The sequence below is a fragment of the Quadrisphaera granulorum genome (assembly GCF_003149145.1).
GTDB classification, from domain to species: domain Bacteria; phylum Actinomycetota; class Actinomycetes; order Actinomycetales; family Quadrisphaeraceae; genus Quadrisphaera; species Quadrisphaera granulorum.
This window is the reverse complement of record NZ_QGDQ01000020.1, coordinates 56,976-74,412: the sequence shown is the minus strand read 5'-3', so window position 1 is coordinate 74,412 and position 17,437 is coordinate 56,976. Positions and strand designations below refer to the sequence as shown.

Genomic DNA, 17,437 nt, shown 5'->3' with positions numbered 1-17,437 from the left:
CAGAGGCACGGGCATCAGCGCCGCGGTGTGGGAGCTCGACCTTCTCACCGGTGAGCTCACCTGGTCCGAGGGGATGCACCGCATCGCCGGGAGCGACCCCGCCTCCACGCGCCCCTCGATGCAGTGGTGGACCTCACTCGTCGTGCCCGCCGACCGGGCGCGCGTGCGGGCCTGGCTGCTCGTGGTGCGCGAGGCGCGCCGCGGCGGCGAGGAACAGTTCGACCTGGTCGGCGCCGACGGCGTCCACCGCCGCGTGCACGCGTGGACCGAGGTGGAGCTCGACGCCTCGGGCGAGGCCCGCCGGCTCTACGGCTCCGCCGTCGACATCACGGCCGCAGCCCCGATCGGTCAGCGCGACCCCCTCACCGACCTGGCGACGCGCCCCGCGGTCCTGGCCTACCTCGAGGGCGACGCCCGCGAGGGCGAGCGCCAGCGTCGGCGCGGTGGCGCGGTGCTGGCCCTGGTCGATCTCGACAGGTTCTCCGTCCTCGACGATGCCCTCGGCCGGGCCACCTCGGACCGCGTGCTCGTGGCCTGCGCCGACCGCCTGCGCGCCGCCGCTCCGCGTGACGCGGTGGTCGCCCGTCTGGACGGCGACGTCTTCGCCGTCGCCGTCGGCGCGTGCACCCCGCCGGGTCACGGACCGACCACCCCCCCGGCCGCCGCCGACCTCGCCGCCGACCTCGCAGCGGCGCTGCGGCGTCCCGTCCTCGTCGACGGTGCCGCCGAGCCGCTGACCCTCACCGCCTCCATCGGACTGATCACCACCGACGGTGACGAGGTGGGCGCCGACGACGTCGTCCGCCGCGCCGGGCTCGCGCTGCGCCGCGCCAAGCGGGAAGGGCGCGACCGCGCCGTCCACTACACCCCCGCCCTCGAGCACGCCGCCGCCCGCAGGGTGCGCACCGAGGCCATGCTGCGCTCGGCCCTCGACGCCGGCCGGCTGCAGGTGCTCTACCAACCCGTCGTGGCGATGGCCAGCGGCGAGGTGGTCGGCGTCGAGGCGCTCGCCCGCGTCATCGACCCCGAGCAGGGACCGATTTCCCCGGCCCTGTTCGTGGACGTCGCCGAGGAGACGGGCCTCGTGACGCGCCTGGACGAGTGGGTGCTCGGCCGCGCCAGCTCCATGGCACAGCGGTGGCGTCCGCCGGCCCTCGAGGCCCCCGCACCCTCAGCGGCGGCCCTGGTGGCACGGGCGGCGATGCCCGCGGTCAGCTCGATCGCCCTGCCCGACACCGAAGCACTGCCGGTGAACGGTCCGCGCCACCAGCTGCCCACCGTGGCCGTCAACATGTCCTCGCGGACCCTGTGCCGGCCCGACCTCGCCCTCCTGGTGCGCGGTGCCCTGCAGAGCTCGGGCTCCGACCCGTCCCGCCTCCTCGTGGAGATCACCGAGCACTCCCTGCTCGACCAGGGCGAGGACGCACGCCGCGCCCTCGACGGCCTCACCGACCTCGGCGTCGGCGTCGGCATCGACGACTTCGGCACCGGCTGGTCCGCCCTGAGCTACCTGGCGGCCCTCGACCTGGCGTTCATGAAGGTCGACCGGGCCTTCGTCTCGCGGCTGGGCACCGACACCTCCGCCCGCGCTGTCGTGCAGGCCGTCATCGACCTCGCCCACGCCCACCGCCTCACGGTCATCGCCGAGGGCATCGAGACCGAGCAGCAAGCGCGGATGCTCGTCGAGATGGGGTGCGACCACGGGCAGGGCTACTGGTTCGGCCGCCCCACCCCCGAGCCCGACCTCGACGCCGCCATCACGTCCTGGTACGAACGCGCCCGTAGTGTCGGGTTCGGCGCGTGGAGCGGCGAGGGGCCGGCGGCCACAGTCGCCGAGGCATCCGTCGAAGTCACCACGGCTGCCGCCGCCACATCCGCTCCCGCGCAGGTGCCCGTGCCTGATCGTCAGCTCCGCCGGGCAGCATCGCTGTCCGTGCCCGCGCCGTCCGTAGGGCCTGACTCCTCGACGGCTGCGGCGGGAGCTGCGGCGCCTGGGTCACTGCGCCAGCGCGCGCTCAGCCTGCGACCCTGAGCCAGCCGAGCAGCCGCTCGACCGGCCAGGTGGTGACCACGCGCCCGTGGTCGACGCCCGCCGCCGCAGCCCGGGCGGCCCCGAAGGCGCGCCAGTCGAGCTGGCCCGGCGCGTGCGCGTCGGTGTCGATGCTCACCAGGCACCCGGCCTCCAGCGCCTGGCGCAGCAGCCGCATCGGCGGGTCGAGGCGCTCCGGGCGCGCGTTCACCTCCACCGCCACACCCCGCTGTGCGCAGCGCGCGAACACCGCCGCCGCATCGAAGGGCGCCTCGGGGCGCTGCGCCGGCCTCCTCGATGTCGGCTGATCCGCCCCCTTCGCCACCAGCCTCCCCGTGCAGTGCCCGAGCACCCTCACCCGCGGGTGCTCCAGCGCCCCGAGCATCCGCGCGGTCATCTCCTCGCTGCTACTGCGACCGCCGAGCTTGCTGTGCACCGAGGCGACGACGACGTCGACGCGCTCGAGCAGCTCGTCCGGGCAGTCGAGCCCGCCGTCCTCGGTGATGTCCACCTCGATGCCCGACAGCAGCCGGAACGGCGCGAGCTGCCCCGCCAGCGCGTCGACCAGGTCCAGCTGGCGTTCCAGCCGTCGCGGGGACAGCCCGTTCGCGACCCGGAGGCCACCGGAGTGGTCGGTGAGGGCGAGGTACTCGTGACCCAGCTCCACTGCGGTAGCGGCGACCTCCTGGGGCGGGGAACCGCCGTCGCTCCAGTCGGTGTGGACGTGCAGGTCTCCGCGCAGCGCGGCGAGGAGCGCCGCGGCGTCGTCGTCGAGCTCGACCAGGTCACCGGAGGCCCGGCGGCGCTCCTCCAGCTCGGCCAGGTAGTCGGGTTCGAGGCCCTGCGCGGCCTGCGTGGCGACGGCGGCCGTGCGCGGCCCCACCCCGCGCAGCTCGGTGAGCGTGCCGGCGGCCACGCGTTGAGCGAGCTCCTCCTCCGGCAGCCCGCCGAGCACCGTGGCCGCCGTGCGGAACGCCTTGACGCGCGGAGTGGCGGCCTGCTCGCGTTCGAGGAGGAACGCCGTGCGGCGCAGCGCATCGACAGGGTGCACCCGCTCATCTCAGCAGCTGTTCTCACCGTCAGCACTGCTGGCGCGGGCTGACCGGCGGTTCTCCCCGCGGTTCGGGCGATGGGCGACGGCGCAGCCCGCTACCGTGCAGGGATGGAGCGCAGCCGGCGCCTCGACGACGACGCCCTCGCCGAGGAGATCGAGCTGTACGGCGACCTCGTCGTCGCCGCCTCCGAAGCCGGAGACGTGCTGCCCCAGGCCGAGATCGACCGCCTGCTCGGCATCGCGGTGAGCGATGCGCCGGAGTCGAGCTCGATGCTGGACACGGCCGGCGAGGGCACCCCCGAGCAGGTGACCTGAGCCCGTCACGACGGCGCCGAACGGGGCTCGGATGACGCTCTCTCGTCACCCGCGCGACCCGCTGGCCTAACCTGGGCGTTCCCGGCGCGGCCGGATCCGACCGTCCCTGGAGCACCACCCATGCGCCTGCTGCCTCGCGACAGCGCCGTCTTCGACGACGCCGCGGCGCTCGCGCACCACGTCGTCGCGGCTGCCGACGTCCTCGTGGCGATGGTCGGGGCGGGCGGGGCGGAGCGGCTCGACCTGGCCGACAGGCTCTCCGCCGTCGAGCGCACCGCCGACGAGGCCACCCGAAGGCTGGTCCGGACGGTCACCTCCAGCTTCGTCACCCCGTTCGACCGCGGAGACCTGGTCACCCTGGCCACCGCCCTGGACGACTGTGTCGACGCGCTCGACGAGGTGGCCGGCGCACTGCTCGCCACGAACCTCGGCGAGCTGCCCGCGGGGGTGGTCGAGCAGCTCGCGCTGGTGCAGCGCCAGGCCGAGGTGACGGCCCCGGCCATGACCCGCCTGCGCGCCGTGCGCGACCTCGCCGACTACTGGGTGGAGGTGAGCCGCCTCGAGCACGAGGTGGGACGCGCCCACCGCGCCATCCTCGCCGACGTCTACGGCGCCGGGCCCCGCGGCGCGGGCGACCTGCTGCGCTCCCTGGCGGCCAAGGAAGTCGCGGACCGGCTGCTCGCGGCTGCTCGTGCCTTCGAGGTCGTCTCCCGCACCGTCGAGGCCATCGCCGTGCAGGAGGCCTAGCCGGTGGATCCCGGCACCGGAACGCTGCTTGTGGTCGTGGTGGTCGCCGCGCTGGTCTTTGCCGCGATCAACGGCGCCCACGACGCCAGCGACGTCATCGCCACCCCCGTCGCCACCCGCGCCCTCACGCCGGGGACAGCGCTCGTCATCGCCGCCGTGCTCAACGGGCTCGGCGGCCTGCTGGGCCTGCGACTGGCCGAGGCGCTGGCCTACGGCGTCCTGGACCCGCTCGGCGGACGCCCGGGGCTCGTGCTCGTGCTGTCCGCGCTGCTCGGTGCCACGGCGTGGAACGTCCTCACGTGGTGGCGCGGGATCCCCAGCAGCTCCACGCACGCCCTGGTGGGCGGCCTTGCCGGAGCCGGTGCCGTGGTGGGCGCACGCGTGGACTGGATGGGTGCCGCCCTCCAGGTGGCGCTGCCCCTGCTCGCCTCACCGCTGCTCGGGTACGCCGTGTCCGCCCTGGTGTCGCTGGTCATCGCCTGGCGGCTGCGGCACGCCGCCCCCGGGCGCGCCCACCGCACCTTCCGCTACGCCCAGGTGGTCTCCAGCAGCGGGGTGGCCGTCGGCCATGGACTGCAGGACGCGCAGAAGACCATGGGCGTCGTGGTGCTGGCGCTGGTCGCCGCGGGTGCGCTGTCGGACGGTGCCCCGGTGCCGTGGTGGGTGGTGGGGGCGGCGTCCGGGGCGCTGGCGCTGGGCACTCTCGCAGGGGGCTGGCGCATCGTGAGGACGCTCGCCACGGGCATCACCCGGCTCGATTCCCCGGCAGGGTTCTCCGCAGAGGTCACCACCACGGGTGTGCTCGCCCTGTCCGCAGCGGGTTTGGGTGTTCCCGTGTCCACGACGCACGTGGTCACCGCGGCGATAGCCGGCGCGGGCGGCGTGCACCGCCTGTCGGCGGTGCGATGGCGGGTGGTGCGCCGCATCGTGGGGTACTGGGTGCTCACGGCGCCCGGCGCAGCGGCCGGCGCGGCGCTGTTCGCCGTCGTCCTCCTGCCCTTGCTCGGCTGACAGGTGAGTGGAGCAGACGAGCTGACGATCGTCGGACGCGGCGAGGGGCGCCGACCCGGCAGGGTCGGCGCCCCTCGTGGACGCGGTCGCGGCTCGTGAGGAGCCGCGAGATCACCCGAAGCGGCCGGAGACGTAGTCTTCGGTGGCCTTCTGGGTGGGGTTGGAGAAGATCGTCGCGGTGTCGGCCATCTCGATGAGCTTGCCCGGCTTGCCCGTGCCCGCAATGTTGAAGAAGGCCGTGGCGTCGGAGACGCGCGAGGCCTGCTGCATGTTGTGGGTCACGATGACGATCGTGTAGTCGCTCTTGAGCTTCTGGATGAGGTCCTCGATGGCGAGGGTGGAGATCGGGTCGAGCGCCGAGCAAGGCTCGTCCATGAGCAGCACGTCGGGCTTCACCGCGATGGCGCGGGCGATGCAGAGGCGCTGCTGCTGGCCACCGGACAGGCCGGCACCGGGGCGGTCGAGGCGGTCCTTGACCTCGTTCCACAGGTTGGCGCCCTGCAGGGAGGACTCCACCAGGTCGTCGGCCTCCGACTTGCGCATGCGCTTGCTGTTGAGGCGGGCGCCGGCGAGCACGTTCTCGGCGATGGACATCGTCGGGAACGGGTTGGGGCGCTGGAACACCATGCCCACCGTGCGGCGGACGTCGACCGGGTCGACGTCGGAGCCGTAGAGGTCCTGGCCGTCCATGACGACCTTGCCCTCGACGCGGGCGCCCGGGATCACCTCGTGCATGCGGTTCAGCGACCGTAGGAAGGTCGACTTGCCACACCCGGACGGGCCGATGAAGGCCGTCACCGAGCGGGGCTCGATCGCCATCGAGACGCCCTCGACGGCGAGGAAATCGCCGTAGTAGATGTTCAGGTCAGAGACGTCGATGCGCTTGCTCATGGCCGCCTTCCAGTGCGGTCGGTGTATGTCAGGGGGTCAGCGGGTCTTGGGCGAGAAGGCCCGCGAGACGACCCGTGCGAGGAGGTTGAACGCCATCACCAGGATGACGAGGACGAGAGCCGCCGTCCAGGCCCGATCGATCGATGCCTCGACGGGCAGGCTCGGTGCTGCGTAGGAGAACCACGAGAACGTGGGCAACGTGGCCATACGCCCGTCGAAGGGGTTGTAGTTGATGGCCGCGGTGAACCCGACGGTCACCAGGAGCGGGGCGGTCTCACCGATGACGCGGGCGATGGCCAGCGTGACACCGGTGGCGATCCCGGCGACGGATGTCCGCAGAACGACCTTGACGACCGTGCGCCACTTCGGGACGCCCAGCGCGTAGGAGGCCTCCCGCAGCTCGTGCGGCACCAGGCGCAGGATCTCCTCGGTGGAGCGGACCACCACGGGGATCATCAGGACGCACAGCGCCACCGAGCCCATGATCCCGAGGCGTGCGCTCGGTCCGAGGATGAGGACGAAGAGGGCCAGGGCGAACAGACCGGCGACGATGGACGGGATGCCGGTCATGACGTCCACGAGGAACGTGATGGCGCGCGCGAGGCTGCCGCGGCCGTACTCCACCAGGTACACCGCCGTGAGGATGCCGATCGGAACGGAGATCAGCGTGGTGATGGCCGTGATGATCAGCGTGCCGGCGAGTGCGTGGGCGGCGCCACCGCCCTCACCGACGATCCCGCGCATCGAGAACGTGAAGAACTCGACGTCTAAGCGCGCGGCCCCGCGGGAGATGACCGTCCACGCGACGGAGATCAGTGGGACGAGGGCCAGAAGGAACGACCCGACGACGAGGCTCGTGACGAAGCGGTCGGTGGCCTTGCGAGGGCCCTCGACGGCCCGCGAGGCGACGACCAACACGATCATGAAGGTGATGGCGGTGAGGACGAGGAAGCCCGCCAGGTTGAAGCCGGCCAAGGCGAGCACTGCCGCCGAGAAGGCCGCTGCCAGAACCAGGACGCCGTAGGGAGCCCACGTCGGCAGGTGGCGGCTGTGACCCAGGCCGAGGCCCGAACCGGAGGTGGTCAGCTGCGACATCTCGCTCAGCCCTTCGTGGTGCGGGCCACGATGGCGCGGGCCGCGAAGTTGACGAGGAAGGTGATGACGAACAGCACCAGGCCCGTGGCGATGAGGAGGTTGACCCCGATGCCCGTGGACTCCGGGAACTGCAGCGCGATGTTCGCCGCGATGGTGGCCGGGTTCTGGTTGCTGATGAGGTTGAAGGTGATGCCCCCGCCGATGGAGAGCACGGCAGCAACGGCCATCGTCTCGCCCAGGGCGCGGCCGAGACCCAGCATCGAGGCGGCGACCACGCCGGACTTGCCGTAGGGGATCACGGCGTACTTGATCATCTCCCAGCGCGTGGCGCCCAGGGCCAGCGCTGCCTCCTGCTGCAGCGTCGGGGTCTGGCGGAACACCTCACGGGACAGCGCCGTGATGACGGGGAGGACCATGACAGCGAGCACCAGTCCGACGGTGAGCATCGTGCGACCCGAGGCCACCGGCCCCGCGAAGAGCGGGAACCAGCCGAGGTTCTCGTTGAGCCAGGTGTAGATCGGCACGACGGCCGGGGCGAAGACGAAGACACCCCACAGCCCGTAGACGATGCTGGGGATGGCCGCCAGCAGATCGATGATGTAGCCCAGCGGTGCGGCGAGCTTCCTCGGCGCGAAGTGGGTGATGAACAGGGCGATGGACACACCCAGCGGAGCACCGATCAGGAGCGCGAGGGCTGCCGACAGGACCGTGCCGAACAGCAAGGGCGTGACCTGCGCCCAGAAGCTCTCGCCGCCGATCTGCTCCGGTGCGGCCACGAGCGCGGGCGCGGCCTGCCACACCAGGAAGACCGCGACACCGGCGAGGATGACGAGGATCATCACGGCTGCAGCCGTGGACAGGCCGGCGAAAATGCGGTCACCGGGGCGCTGACGCACCCGCTGCTGGGGTACCGCCTCGCGGGGCGGGGTGGAAGTGGCGGTCACGGGGTGCCTTCCTGGGCGGGCCGTCGACGCGCGACGGGGAGGCGAGGGACTGGGAGAGCCTGGCGCGACTGCGGCGCCGGCGCTAGGCCCTGCTCTCGCAGGACCCGGCGCCGGCGCCGTCGTCGAGATCCTCGAACTACTTGATGAGCTCGAGCGACGTCGTGATCTGCTCGCGCAGCGAGTCGGAGATCGGGGCCGAGCCGGCGGCCTTGGCCGCGGCGTCCTGACCTTCCTTGCTGGTCACGTAGGTGAAGAAGCCCTTGACGTTCGCGGCCTCGGTCGCGTCGGCGTAGCTCGTGCAGCCGATGAGGTAGCTCACGAGGATCACCGGGTAGGCGTCCGTGGCGGTAGGCGTGCGGTTGATGTCGAGGGCGATGTCACCCTCGGGGCGACCCGAGGCGGGGGTGGCCTCGTCGAGGGCCTTGGCGGCGGCCTCGGCGGTCGGGCCGACGTAACCGCTGCCGACCTTCACCTGGACGTGGCCGAGGTCCTTGGCCTGCGACTCGTCCGCGTAACCGATCGAGCCTGCGGTGGCCTTGATGGCGGCGACGACGCCGGACGTGCCCTGAGCGGCCTCGCCGCCCTGCGCCGGCCATTCCTGGCCCGGCTTGTAGCTCCAGGCGCCGTTCGACGCCTTGGACAGGTAGTCCGTGAAGTTGGCGGTGGTGCCCGACTCGTCGGCTCGGTGCACGGGGTTGATCGCCGTGGCGGGGAGGGTCACGCCGGCGTTCTCGGCGGCGATGGCCGGGTCGTTCCACGTGGTGATCTTGCCGTCGAAGATCTGGGCGATGACCTCGGGAGAAAGCTTGAGGTCCTTGACGCCCTCGAGGTTGTAGGCGATGGCGATCGGCGAGACATAGTCCGGGATGTCGATCGCGGTGCCGCCGTTGCAGCGCTCCTGCGCCTTCGTCAGCTCCTCGTCCTTGAGGTAGGCGTCGGAACCGGCGAACTGCACGGCGCCCGAGAGGAACTGGGTGCGGCCAGCGCCGGAGCCGGCCGGGTCGTAGTTCACCGTCAGGCCGGGGGAGGTGTTCGTGATGCCAGCAATCCAGGACTGCATGGCGGCCTGCTGTGCCGAGGAGCCGGCGCCGTTCAGCGTGCCCTCCAGCTCCGGGGCCGAGGAGCTGGAGCCCGCCCCGGGGTCGGCCGAGGTGGCGGAGTCAGTCGGCTGCTCGTTGCTCGCGCACGACGCCAGGCCGAGGGAGAGCACGATGGCCGCGGGGATGGCGGCGCGACCGAGGGTGCTGCGCTTCACGTGAGGTACCTCTCGAAGGCGGGGGGTTCGTCCTCCGCGCTCCTAGCGCAGGCGGACGTGTTCGGGCGGGTCGGAAGCTACGGTTGAGAAGTGAAGCGGCGGCCCGTCGCAGGTGAACGATGGGCGAACGCGCAGCTCAGAGGGCCGGTCACGATCGGGTCACGGTGGCGAGTCGACCCAGGGCGCCGAAGATCGTCACCCTGGGTCGACGTCACATCACCGAGGGGTAACTGGCGAGGGTGCCGTCTCGCCGGCCTCGACGAGGTCGCGTGCCGGCCCGAGCACGAGCGGGTCCGCCTCGCCGACCAGGTCGACGTCCTTGCCCGTGTAGTCCAGCTGACGCAGCACGTGGCGCATGGCCTCCAGCCGGGCGCGCTTCTTGTCGTTGCTCTTGACGACCGTCCACGGGGCGTCGTCGGTGTCCGTGGCCCGGAACATCGCCTCCTTGGCCGCGGTGTACTCGTCCCACCGCTCCAGGGAGGCCAGGTCCATCGGTGAGAGCTTCCACTGGCGCACCGGGTCGATCTGCCGGATGGCGAAGCGGGTGCGCTGCTCGGCCTGGGAGACCGAGAACCAGAACTTCACCAGCGTGATGCCCGAGCGCACGAGCATCCGCTCCAGCTCCGGCGCCTGCCGGTAGAACTCCTCGTACTCCTCACGGCTGCAGAAGCCCATGACCCGCTCGACGCCGGCGCGGTTGTACCAGGACCTGTCGAACAGGGCGATCTCCCCGGCGGAGGGCAGCCGCGCCACGTACCGCTGGAAGTACCACTGGGTGCGCTCGCGCTCGGTGGGCTTCTCGAGGGCCACGACGTGGGTTCCGCGGGGGTTGAGGTGCTCGGTAAACCGCTTGATGGTGCCGCCCTTGCCGGCCGCGTCACGGCCCTCGAAGAGCACCACGAGCTTCGCGCCCTCGTCGACGAGCCAGCGCTGCATCTTGAGGAGCTCGATCTGCAGGAGGCGCTTGGTGGTCTCGTACTCGCGCCGCGTCATCCGGCTCGGGTACGGGTAGCCCTCGCGCCAGGTGTCGATCTCGCTGCCGTCGGGGCGCAGCAGCACGGGCTCACCCTCGGGATCGACCTCCACCCGCAGGCCGTCGAGGTGCTGCCCGAGCGGCCCGGAGGGCCCCTCCTCCAGGTCGGAGTCGTCGAGCGGTGATGTGGGAGAGGGAGTGGTCGTCTGGGTCATGTCCCGGTGATACCGCTGGGCGGCTCGTTCACGGCGAACGTCAGGTGAACGCGGCGTGGCGAGAACGCCTCTTGACTATCGGTCCGCCCGGAGGGCCGCACGCGCGCCGCCGCGCGACAGGCCCCCCGTCCCGGACTGTTCACGTGCCCTTTGGCGCACCGCTGCCTGAAGTCCGCCGGACCGGCCCATCTTCTGCCGGGCGGCCGCGCCACGCGGCCGTCACTCCTGCTCGTCACCCTCGAAAGAGGTCCCATGCGTCCCTCCGCCCGCCTGGCCGCCCTGCTGACCGCCGGGGCCCTGCTCGTCCCGCTCGCCGCCTGCGCGCCACCCACCGCCGACGCCGGTTCCTCGGCGAGCGCAGGCGCCCGAGTGCTCGTGACGACGGCGGAGGTGCCTGTCCTCGTCCGCTGAATCGCGCGTGCTCACGACTGGTCGGCCGTTCCGCCGTCTGATTGGTCTTGGCCCCGGTCACCACCGAGGAGACGCTCAGCAGCACGGAGCAAGGCCCACGGCACACTCTTGGAGGTCTCCAGTGCCCAGCATCGTGGAGGGTGGCGGGTACGCCACGTTCGTCAACGTCTTCCACACCGACCCCGCCCACCAGGCCCGTGTGATCGAGATCCTCGTCGCCATCAGCGACGACGTCGCCGCGTCGTCGCCGGGCTTCCGGTCCGCCAGCACGCACGCCAGCGTGGACGGACGTCGGGTCTTCAACTACCTGCAGTGGGACAGCCCGGAAGCGCTGGCGGCGATGCAGCAGAGCGCAGCCTTCCGCGCCCTCTCACGCCGCTTCGCCGGAGTCCTCGGGGGCTTTGAGGAGTATTCGTGCGAGGTCGTCCACGTGCGGGAACGCACGGTCGAGGAGTAACCCCGGCGCGCTCCTCGGTGAACGGTGGATGACCTCCACGCCCCGTCCTCACCGCCGTGACGGCAGTGGTCGGCACCATGAGTCATGGCCGACCCCGCCATCGATCGCGCGACCACCCCGGACGCCGGGAGCCGCATCGGCAGGGAGGCGCGCGCGGCGAGCCTCGCCCTCCACCTCGGTGTCGACCGGAGCTCCGACCGTCCCCTGTGGGTGCAGCTGCGCGAGTCGCTCGTCGGGGCGGTCGAGCAGGAGGTGCTGCGCCCGGGTGACGTGCTGCCCTCGACACGGGTGCTCGCCGACGAGCTCGGACTGGCACGCAGCACGGTGGTCGAGGCTTACGCGCAGCTCAGCGCTGAGGGGTGGTTCACGGCCAAGCGTGGATCCGAGACGCGCGTCGCTGTCGGGAACCAGGGGGCGTCACCAGCTGGCGAGGACCGGCGACCGCCCATGGCGGACCTCATCGACCTCCGGCCGGGGCTCCCTGACCTGCGGGGGTTCCCCCGCTCGCTGTGGCGCGCCGCGCTGGTGGACGCGGTGACCCAGACCGCCACGCGCGATCTGGGCTACCTCGACCCAGCGGGTCTGCCGCTGTTCCGTGAGGTGGTGGCTGCGCACCTGCGGCGCACCCGCGGGGTGGCAGCGACCTCGGACACGGTGGTGGCCACGCACGGGGTCGTGCAGGGACAGCACCTCGCCATTCGGGCCCTGACCGCCTCCGGGCACACGCGTCTCGCGGTCGAAGACCCTCTCAACGCCACCCTGCGGCGGCTGCTCGCCCAGGGCGGTCTGCCACTGGTGGCCGTGCCCGTGGACCGCGAGGGCATCGACGTCGACGCCCTCGCACGCTCGGGGGCTCGCGCCGTGGTCGTGACAGCGGCGCACCAGTACCCGACGGGCGTGACGATGACAGCTCGGCGGCGCGCGGCGCTGCTCGCATGGGCTCGGGACGTCGACGGCCAGATCGTCGAAGACGACTACGCCGCCGAGTTCCAGCTCGCGGAGGACCGCCTGCCCGCCCTGCAGCACGGGTCAGCAGACCGGGTCACCTACCTCGGGTCGGCGAGCAAGACCCTCGCCCCCGGCGTCCGGCTGGGCTGGGCCGTGCCCTCAGGTCCGTTGGCCGTGGCCTTTCGGGCCGAGAAGCTCGCGGCTGACCACGGCAACCCCGTCTTCGACCAGGTCGCTTTCGCACTGCTGGTGCGGAGCGGTCGGTATCAGCGTCACCTCAGAGCTCAGTGGGCCCGCTACCGGCGGCGCCGCGAGCTGGCCGTCCGGCTGCTCGAAGCCGAGCGTGGCTGGCGGGTGGACGGAGGCACCGGCGGCCTGCACCTGTGGGTGGAGCTGCCGGACGGTGTCGACGACGAGGAGGTGGCGGCCGCAGCGCGCCGCTGGGGCGTCGTCGTCTCGGCCGGGTCCTCTCTGACGGTCCTGGGGCACTGCCGGCCTCACCTGGCCATCGGCTACGGCGCACCCTCGGACGCAGAACTGGCCGAGGGCGTCCGACGCCTGAGGTCCGCGGCCGCCGGCCTGGCCGCGAGTGCGCACCCTTCCGCGCTGGGACCGACGTTGGGATGAGCTTCAGGGCAGCGGGCGAACTCGCAGCTGGTGTCGCCCTCCGCCTGGTGCCGAGCAGTCAGCGCAGGGTGTCCAGCCCGCGGTCGACGAGGGCGGCGAAGTCCCGGTCGGGGTTGTCGGACAAAGGCCGCAGCTGCCCGAAGACGTCCATGACCACGAACCCGTGGACGACGACGAAGAGGTCGACGGTCCGCGCCAGGACGCCCGGCGGGAGGTCGTAGCCGCGGCGTGAGGCGAGGGCCTTCAGGTGCGCCCGGCGAGCCGGGTCGAGGTCGTCACCGCCGTCGTGTCCCGCGGCTGCGCCGCTGCGGGCGCGCCCCCTGGCCACGGCAGCCACGAGGAGGTCGCCGCAGCGCGCGCCCGCGCGCACGGTCTCGTCGGCGGGCGCGGCGTACCCCGGCACGGGCGTGCCGTACGCAAGGCCGAACGGCGTCGGGTTCTCCAGACCCCAGCGCCGGTAGGCGAGGAGTCCAGCGCGCACGGGGGCCAGCCGGTCGCCGTCGTCGTCTTGGCCCGAGAGGTCAGGCTCGGCGCCCTCGACGGCGTCCTGCACGGCGTCGGCGTGGTCGTCGAAGGCGCGCACGAGCAGGGCGGTGAGCAGGTCGTCCCGGCCGGCGTAGTAGCGGTAGAGGCCCGAGACGGTCACTCCGACGTCACGCGCGACGGCCCGCAGGGACAGCGCCGCGGGGCCGACCTCGAGGAGCTGCGCCTGTGCGGCGTCCAGGATCCGGTCGGTCAGCTCGGCCCGGCGCTGGGCGCGAAGTGTCGCCATGCCCGGACTCTACAACAACGAGAGCATCGCTCACTTCGAGAACACTGCTCTTGACTTCTCGCTGTGGATCGAGAACAGTGTTCTCGGTCAGGGTGTGGCGAGCACGAGGGAGACAGCTGTGGAGACCGAGCAGAAGAAGCCAGTTCCCGTGGGAGCGGGCCGCACCAGCGGCAAGCAGTGGGCGGCGTGGATGGCAGGCACACTCGCCTTCCCGGTCGCGGGGCTGGCGGGAAGAGCGCTGTCGGGCCCCGTGGACGGCGTCGGTCCGGCCCTGATCGGCGGCCTGGTGACGGGCGCCGTCATCGGGACGGCGCAAGGAGCGCTCTCGCCACGCCTGCCGCTCCTGCCGTGGGCCGCGGCGACGGCGGCCGGGGTGTCGGCGGGCCTGGCGGCGGGCTCCGCCGCCGTCGGGTACGGCACGAGCCTGGGTGAGCTCGCCACCATGGGGGCGATCACTGGCGTGGTGACGGGAGCGGCGCAGGCGGTGGCGCTGGGGGGCCGGCTGCCAGGCTGGAGGCGCCTGGCGTGGCCGGTGGCCACCTCCGGCATCTTCGCGGCGGGCTGGACGGTGACCACGCTGTTCGGCATCGACGTGGAGCGGCAGTACACGACCTTCGGGGCCACCGGTGCGCTGGTCGCGACGGCGCTGACGGGTCTGCTCGTCCAGACCCTGCCCGCCGGCACGAGCACCGCCGAGGTCGAGCGGAACGCCCGATGAGCGCCGCGTCGCGCGGCGTCGTCGAGCCGAACAGCACTGGAGGCTTGCATGTGGTGCTGGGCGCCGGCGCCGTCGGAACCCGGCTGGCGGTCGAGCTGGCCGCTCTGGGCGCCCGGGTGCGTGTGGTCAGTCGCAGCTCCCGGCCCCAGCTGCCCGGCGGCGTCGAGCTGGTGCACGCTGACGCGGCCGACCCCGCGGCGGTGGTCGCCGCGGCACGTGGTGCCGCCGTCGTCCACCAGGTGCTCAACCCCGCCTACCACCGGTGGGAGCAGGACTTCCCGCCCCTGCAGGCCGGTGCCGTCCAGGCGGCCCGCGCCGCGGGGGCGCGGCTGGTCAGCCTGGAGAACGTCTACCTCTACGGGCGTCCCGCCGGGCGCACCCTCACCGAAGACTCCCCCCACCGGCCGCACGCCCGCAAGGGTCGGGTGCGCCAGCGCATGGCCGAGCAGCTCGAGGTGCTGCGGGAGGACGGAGAGCTCGACGTCGTCCAGGTGCGCGCCTCGGACTTCTATGGCCCCGGCGCCGGGGATCAGTCGGCCATCGGAGACCGCGTGCTCGCCCCCCTGGCCGAGGGGCGCCCCGCCTGGGTGCTCGGCGACCCCGACCAGCCCCACACCTACACGTACGTGCCCGACGTCGCGCGGGCGATGGCCCTGCTCGGCACCACCGCCGGGACCGCCGGCGTGTGGCACGTCCCGAACGATCCCCGCCCGCTCAGCACGCGCCAGGTCCTCGACCTCGCCGCGCGCCACCTCGGGGACGCGTCGGCGCAGCTGCGCACCACCCCGACGTGGGCGCTGAAGGCGCTCGGGCTGGTGAACAGGACGATGGCCGAGGTCGCGGAGATGGCCTACGAGTTCGAGGAGCCGTTCCTCGTCAGCGGGGCCCGGCTCACCGCAGCGCTCGGTCTGAAGGCCACGCCCTACGAGCAGGGCATCGCGGCGACCGTCGACGACCTGCAGCGTCGGACCGCCGTCCTGCAGTGAGCCTCACCGAGGCAGGTGGGCCAGGCCCGTGACGACGACGGCGAGGAGCAGGTTCGCCACCCGGTCCGTAGCGTCGTCGGGGAGTCCCCCGAGAGGACCGTCGAGTATGAGCGAGGCCAGACCGTGCACGGCCGACCACGCGACGACGTCGACATCGCCGTCCTGGATCGGTGGCAGCAAACCCGCTGCGGTGCCCTCCGCGACCACCGTGGAGAGCACCCGCAGTGGCGCTGAAGCCACCGATTCGCTCGGAGCGACCGCCCCCGGGGCGGTGCGGTGCGCGCCCTCGGCGAACACGGTGCGAAACAGGCCGGGCTCGCTGCGGGCGAAGCGCAGGTAGCCGGCCCCGGTCGCCCTCAGGCGGGCGGCGGCCAGCTCGGCGGGTGACCCTCTGGTGCCCGCCTCGACGGCCTCCACCTCGGCCTGCATGGCCTGGGCGAGCGCCTGCTCGGCCTCGACGCGCACAGCACCCAGGAGCTGGTCTCGGTCGGCAAAGTGCCGGTACGCGGCATTGGGCGAGACGCCGGCGCGCCTCGTGGCCTCCCGCAGCACGACGGCCCCCGGGCCGCCGTCGCGGGCCATCGCCACTCCCTCCCGCACCAGGGCGGTGGTCAGGTCGCCGTGGTGATAGCTGGGGCGCTTGGTGGGGGCGGGCATGTCCGCATGATGTCATGTGGACACTGTGAACATCATCTGTCAGAGTGTCGCCGTCACCATTGATCACCGACGGAGGCCCCCACCATGAGCAGGACCGCGAGCTTCCAGGACAGGTACGGCCCGCTGGCCGTCGTGACCGGCGCCTCCTCTGGGCTGGGCTGCGCGGCTGCCCTGCGCGCCGCCGAGCTCGGCCTCAACACAGCACTGGTCGCGAGGTCCGCCGGCCGGCTGGAGGAGGTCGCCGTGCGGGTGCGGGAGCGCGGACGCAGGGCGCACCTGCTCCCCGCCGACCTCGCAACGCCCGAAGGGCGAGCCCTGGTGGAGTCCTTCGTGCGAGAGCACGAGGTCGGGCTACTCGTCGCAGCGGCCGGGTTTGGCACCACCGGCCCACTGGCCGGCTCCGACCTCGAGGAGGAGCTAGGCATGATCACCGTCAACTGCACAGCGGCGTTGCAGTTCACCCGTGCGGCGGCGCAACAGATGACCGCCAGGCGGCGGGGCGGAATCGTCCTGTTCGGGTCGATCCTCGGACGGCAGGGCGTGCCGGGTGCATCGTCGTACGCCGCCACCAAGGCGTGGGCGCAGGTGCTGGCGGAAGGGCTTCATGCAGAGCTGCGTCCCGCTGGGGTCGATGTCGTGGCGTGCGCTCCCGGGCCTGTCCGCACCGGCTTCGCCGACCGCGCCGGCATGACCATGGGGCGGGCAGACGATCCCGCCGTCGTCGTCGCCTCGACCTTCGCAGCTCTCGGGGGCCGGGTCCCGGTGGTGTCGGGGGGCGGAGGCTCGCGACTGCTCACCCTGTCCCTCGCGACGGCGCCGCGCCCGCTACGTACGCGGATCCTCGCTGGAGCCGTTGCCCGCATGTCAGGAGCTGCGTCGACGCGCTGAGTCCGACAGCAGCCTCGGTCAGGAGACGGTCAAGAGCGGTCGCGACGCGCCGACCACTCGTTGAACAGTGGCCGAAAGCACCGAACTGACCCTGGTGGGTGACCCTCTTCAGGAGGACACAGGGGGCTCGTGACCACTGTCATCGCCATCCTGGTGCTGCTGGTCGTGGTAGCCCTGTCGTTCGACTTCACGAACGGCTTCCGCGACACCGCCAACGCTCTGGCGACCTCCATCGCCACCGGCGCGCTGAAGCCGAAGACCGCCGTGCTGCTGTCCGGCCTCCTCAACCTCGTGGGAGCGGTCCTCTCCGTCGAGGTGGCCCTGACCGTGACCAACGCCGTCGTCAAGATCCAGAACAAGAACGGCGCACCCCCGCCAGGGCGAGCTCATCACCACCGCCGACATCGAGAGGCTCATCGAGGGTCCAACCTCGATGAGGCCGCC

At 72.5% G+C, this 17,437-nt stretch carries 18 protein-coding genes and 1 pseudogene; 11 read left to right on the top strand and 8 right to left on the bottom strand.

The genetic code is table 11. From position 1 onward, the window contains the following. Nucleotides 1–25 precede the first annotated feature (25 nt). Nucleotides 26–2,032 carry a putative bifunctional diguanylate cyclase/phosphodiesterase gene (locus tag BXY45_RS15350; protein WP_170131548.1) on the top strand — a complete coding sequence of 669 codons (2,007 nt, stop codon included), beginning with the start codon at nucleotides 26–28 and terminating at the stop codon, nucleotides 2,030–2,032. On the opposite strand, the gene BXY45_RS15345 is transcribed toward BXY45_RS15350, so the two are convergent. Then, nucleotides 2,016–3,080, bottom strand: coding sequence for a PHP domain-containing protein (locus BXY45_RS15345; RefSeq protein WP_109775390.1), 1,065 nt, complete (start codon nucleotides 3,078–3,080; stop codon nucleotides 2,016–2,018). The two genes, BXY45_RS15350 and BXY45_RS15345, sit on opposite strands and share 17 nt — an antisense overlap. Nucleotides 3,081–3,191: 111 nt before the next feature. Between BXY45_RS15345 and BXY45_RS15340 the strand changes: the two genes are divergently transcribed. From BXY45_RS15340 to BXY45_RS15330, 3 genes are all read left to right on the top strand, one after another. Next, entirely contained in the window at nucleotides 3,192–3,398 is a 207-nt protein-coding gene (locus tag BXY45_RS15340) for a hypothetical protein (protein ID WP_109775389.1), read from the top strand. Nucleotides 3,399–3,518: 120 nt separating this feature from the next. Next, nucleotides 3,519–4,145 carry a DUF47 domain-containing protein gene (locus tag BXY45_RS15335; RefSeq protein WP_109775388.1) on the top strand — a complete coding sequence of 209 codons (627 nt, stop codon included), beginning with the start codon at nucleotides 3,519–3,521 and terminating at the stop codon, nucleotides 4,143–4,145. A 3-nt stretch (nucleotides 4,146–4,148) separates the two neighbouring features. Then, a complete protein-coding gene (locus BXY45_RS15330) occupies nucleotides 4,149–5,156 on the top strand; it encodes an inorganic phosphate transporter (RefSeq protein ID WP_245961850.1) in 1,008 nt (335 codons plus the stop codon). 111 nt (nucleotides 5,157–5,267) lie between these two features. On the opposite strand, the gene pstB is transcribed toward BXY45_RS15330, so the two are convergent. The 5 genes from pstB to ppk2 form a co-directional block, all read right to left on the bottom strand. Next, complete coding sequence (pstB, locus tag BXY45_RS15325) at nucleotides 5,268–6,047, bottom strand: phosphate ABC transporter ATP-binding protein PstB (RefSeq protein WP_109775387.1); 780 nt, start codon at nucleotides 6,045–6,047, stop codon at nucleotides 5,268–5,270. A gap of 36 nt (nucleotides 6,048–6,083) precedes the next feature. After that, nucleotides 6,084–7,142: a phosphate ABC transporter permease PstA gene (gene pstA, locus BXY45_RS15320; RefSeq protein WP_109775386.1), complete on the bottom strand. Its 1,059-nt coding sequence runs from the start codon at nucleotides 7,140–7,142 to the stop codon at nucleotides 6,084–6,086. A gap of 5 nt (nucleotides 7,143–7,147) precedes the next feature. Beyond that, nucleotides 7,148–8,086 (bottom strand): phosphate ABC transporter permease subunit PstC, encoded by a 939-nt coding sequence (gene pstC / locus BXY45_RS15315; protein ID WP_245961849.1) that lies wholly within the window; start codon nucleotides 8,084–8,086, stop codon nucleotides 7,148–7,150. Between the two features lie 136 nt (nucleotides 8,087–8,222). Continuing rightward, nucleotides 8,223–9,341 carry a phosphate ABC transporter substrate-binding protein PstS gene (pstS, locus tag BXY45_RS15310; protein WP_109775385.1) on the bottom strand — a complete coding sequence of 373 codons (1,119 nt, stop codon included), beginning with the start codon at nucleotides 9,339–9,341 and terminating at the stop codon, nucleotides 8,223–8,225. A 216-nt stretch (nucleotides 9,342–9,557) separates the two neighbouring features. Beyond that, a complete protein-coding gene (ppk2, locus tag BXY45_RS15305) occupies nucleotides 9,558–10,529 on the bottom strand; it encodes a polyphosphate kinase 2 (protein ID WP_109775384.1) in 972 nt (323 codons plus the stop codon). A gap of 252 nt (nucleotides 10,530–10,781) precedes the next feature. On the opposite strand from ppk2, the gene BXY45_RS23400 reads away from it, so the two are divergent. The 3 genes from BXY45_RS23400 (at nucleotide 10,782) to pdxR (ending at nucleotide 12,972) form a co-directional block, all read left to right on the top strand. Continuing rightward, nucleotides 10,782–10,940: a hypothetical protein gene (locus BXY45_RS23400; protein ID WP_170131547.1), complete on the top strand. Its 159-nt coding sequence runs from the start codon at nucleotides 10,782–10,784 to the stop codon at nucleotides 10,938–10,940. A 121-nt stretch (nucleotides 10,941–11,061) separates the two neighbouring features. Continuing rightward, nucleotides 11,062–11,397, top strand: a complete 336-nt coding sequence (locus BXY45_RS15300) for an antibiotic biosynthesis monooxygenase family protein (RefSeq protein WP_170131546.1) — start codon at nucleotides 11,062–11,064, stop codon at nucleotides 11,395–11,397. 84 nt (nucleotides 11,398–11,481) lie between these two features. Beyond that, nucleotides 11,482–12,972, top strand: a complete 1,491-nt coding sequence (gene pdxR, locus BXY45_RS15295) for a MocR-like pyridoxine biosynthesis transcription factor PdxR (RefSeq protein WP_109775382.1) — start codon at nucleotides 11,482–11,484, stop codon at nucleotides 12,970–12,972. A 58-nt stretch (nucleotides 12,973–13,030) separates the two neighbouring features. Here pdxR and BXY45_RS15290 read toward each other — a convergent pair whose 3' ends face one another. Further along, the gene (locus BXY45_RS15290) at nucleotides 13,031–13,744 is read right to left on the bottom strand and encodes a TetR/AcrR family transcriptional regulator (RefSeq protein ID WP_109775381.1); all 714 of its coding nucleotides are present in this window, start codon (nucleotides 13,742–13,744) and stop codon (nucleotides 13,031–13,033) included. On the opposite strand from BXY45_RS15290, the gene BXY45_RS15285 reads away from it, so the two are divergent. After that, nucleotides 13,743–14,462 (top strand): hypothetical protein, encoded by a 720-nt coding sequence (locus tag BXY45_RS15285; protein ID WP_109775380.1) that lies wholly within the window; start codon nucleotides 13,743–13,745, stop codon nucleotides 14,460–14,462. The two genes, BXY45_RS15290 and BXY45_RS15285, sit on opposite strands and share 2 nt — an antisense overlap. Next, a complete protein-coding gene (locus BXY45_RS15280) occupies nucleotides 14,459–15,448 on the top strand; it encodes an NAD-dependent epimerase/dehydratase family protein (RefSeq protein ID WP_109775379.1) in 990 nt (329 codons plus the stop codon). Before BXY45_RS15285 ends, BXY45_RS15280 begins: the two co-directional genes overlap by 4 nt. 3 nt (nucleotides 15,449–15,451) lie before the next feature. Here BXY45_RS15280 and BXY45_RS15275 read toward each other — a convergent pair whose 3' ends face one another. Further along, complete coding sequence (locus tag BXY45_RS15275; protein WP_109775378.1) at nucleotides 15,452–16,105, bottom strand: TetR/AcrR family transcriptional regulator; 654 nt, start codon at nucleotides 16,103–16,105, stop codon at nucleotides 15,452–15,454. A gap of 84 nt (nucleotides 16,106–16,189) precedes the next feature. On the opposite strand from BXY45_RS15275, the gene BXY45_RS15270 reads away from it, so the two are divergent. Further along, entirely contained in the window at nucleotides 16,190–16,993 is an 804-nt protein-coding gene (locus tag BXY45_RS15270; RefSeq protein ID WP_109775377.1) for an SDR family NAD(P)-dependent oxidoreductase, read from the top strand. Nucleotides 16,994–17,122: 129 nt separating this feature from the next. Continuing rightward, nucleotides 17,123–17,371 (top strand): annotated as a pseudogene (locus BXY45_RS24750) (inorganic phosphate transporter); the annotation flags it as partial. Between the last annotated feature and the right edge of the window lie 66 nt (nucleotides 17,372–17,437).

Bases quoted from the DNA above. Each gene is read 5' to 3' on its own strand.
- BXY45_RS15340 (WP_109775389.1), top strand. From the start codon at position 3,192: ATGGAGCGCAGCCGGCGCCTCGACGACGACGCCCTCGCCGAGGAGATC.
- BXY45_RS15335 (WP_109775388.1), top strand. From the start codon at position 3,519: ATGCGCCTGCTGCCTCGCGACAGCGCCGTCTTCGACGACGCCGCGGCG.
- pstB (WP_109775387.1), bottom strand. From the start codon at position 6,047: ATGAGCAAGCGCATCGACGTCTCTGACCTGAACATCTACTACGGCGAT.
- pstA (WP_109775386.1), bottom strand. From the start codon at position 7,142: ATGTCGCAGCTGACCACCTCCGGTTCGGGCCTCGGCCTGGGTCACAGC.
- ppk2 (WP_109775384.1), bottom strand. From the start codon at position 10,529: ATGACCCAGACGACCACTCCCTCTCCCACATCACCGCTCGACGACTCC.
- BXY45_RS23400 (WP_170131547.1), top strand. From the start codon at position 10,782: ATGCGTCCCTCCGCCCGCCTGGCCGCCCTGCTGACCGCCGGGGCCCTG.
- pdxR (WP_109775382.1), top strand. From the start codon at position 11,482: ATGGCCGACCCCGCCATCGATCGCGCGACCACCCCGGACGCCGGGAGC.
- BXY45_RS15285 (WP_109775380.1), top strand. From the start codon at position 13,743: ATGCCCGGACTCTACAACAACGAGAGCATCGCTCACTTCGAGAACACT.
- BXY45_RS15290 (WP_109775381.1), bottom strand. From the start codon at position 13,744: ATGGCGACACTTCGCGCCCAGCGCCGGGCCGAGCTGACCGACCGGATC.
- BXY45_RS15280 (WP_109775379.1), top strand. From the start codon at position 14,459: ATGAGCGCCGCGTCGCGCGGCGTCGTCGAGCCGAACAGCACTGGAGGC.
- BXY45_RS15275 (WP_109775378.1), bottom strand. From the start codon at position 16,105: ATGCCCGCCCCCACCAAGCGCCCCAGCTATCACCACGGCGACCTGACC.
- BXY45_RS15270 (WP_109775377.1), top strand. From the start codon at position 16,190: ATGAGCAGGACCGCGAGCTTCCAGGACAGGTACGGCCCGCTGGCCGTC.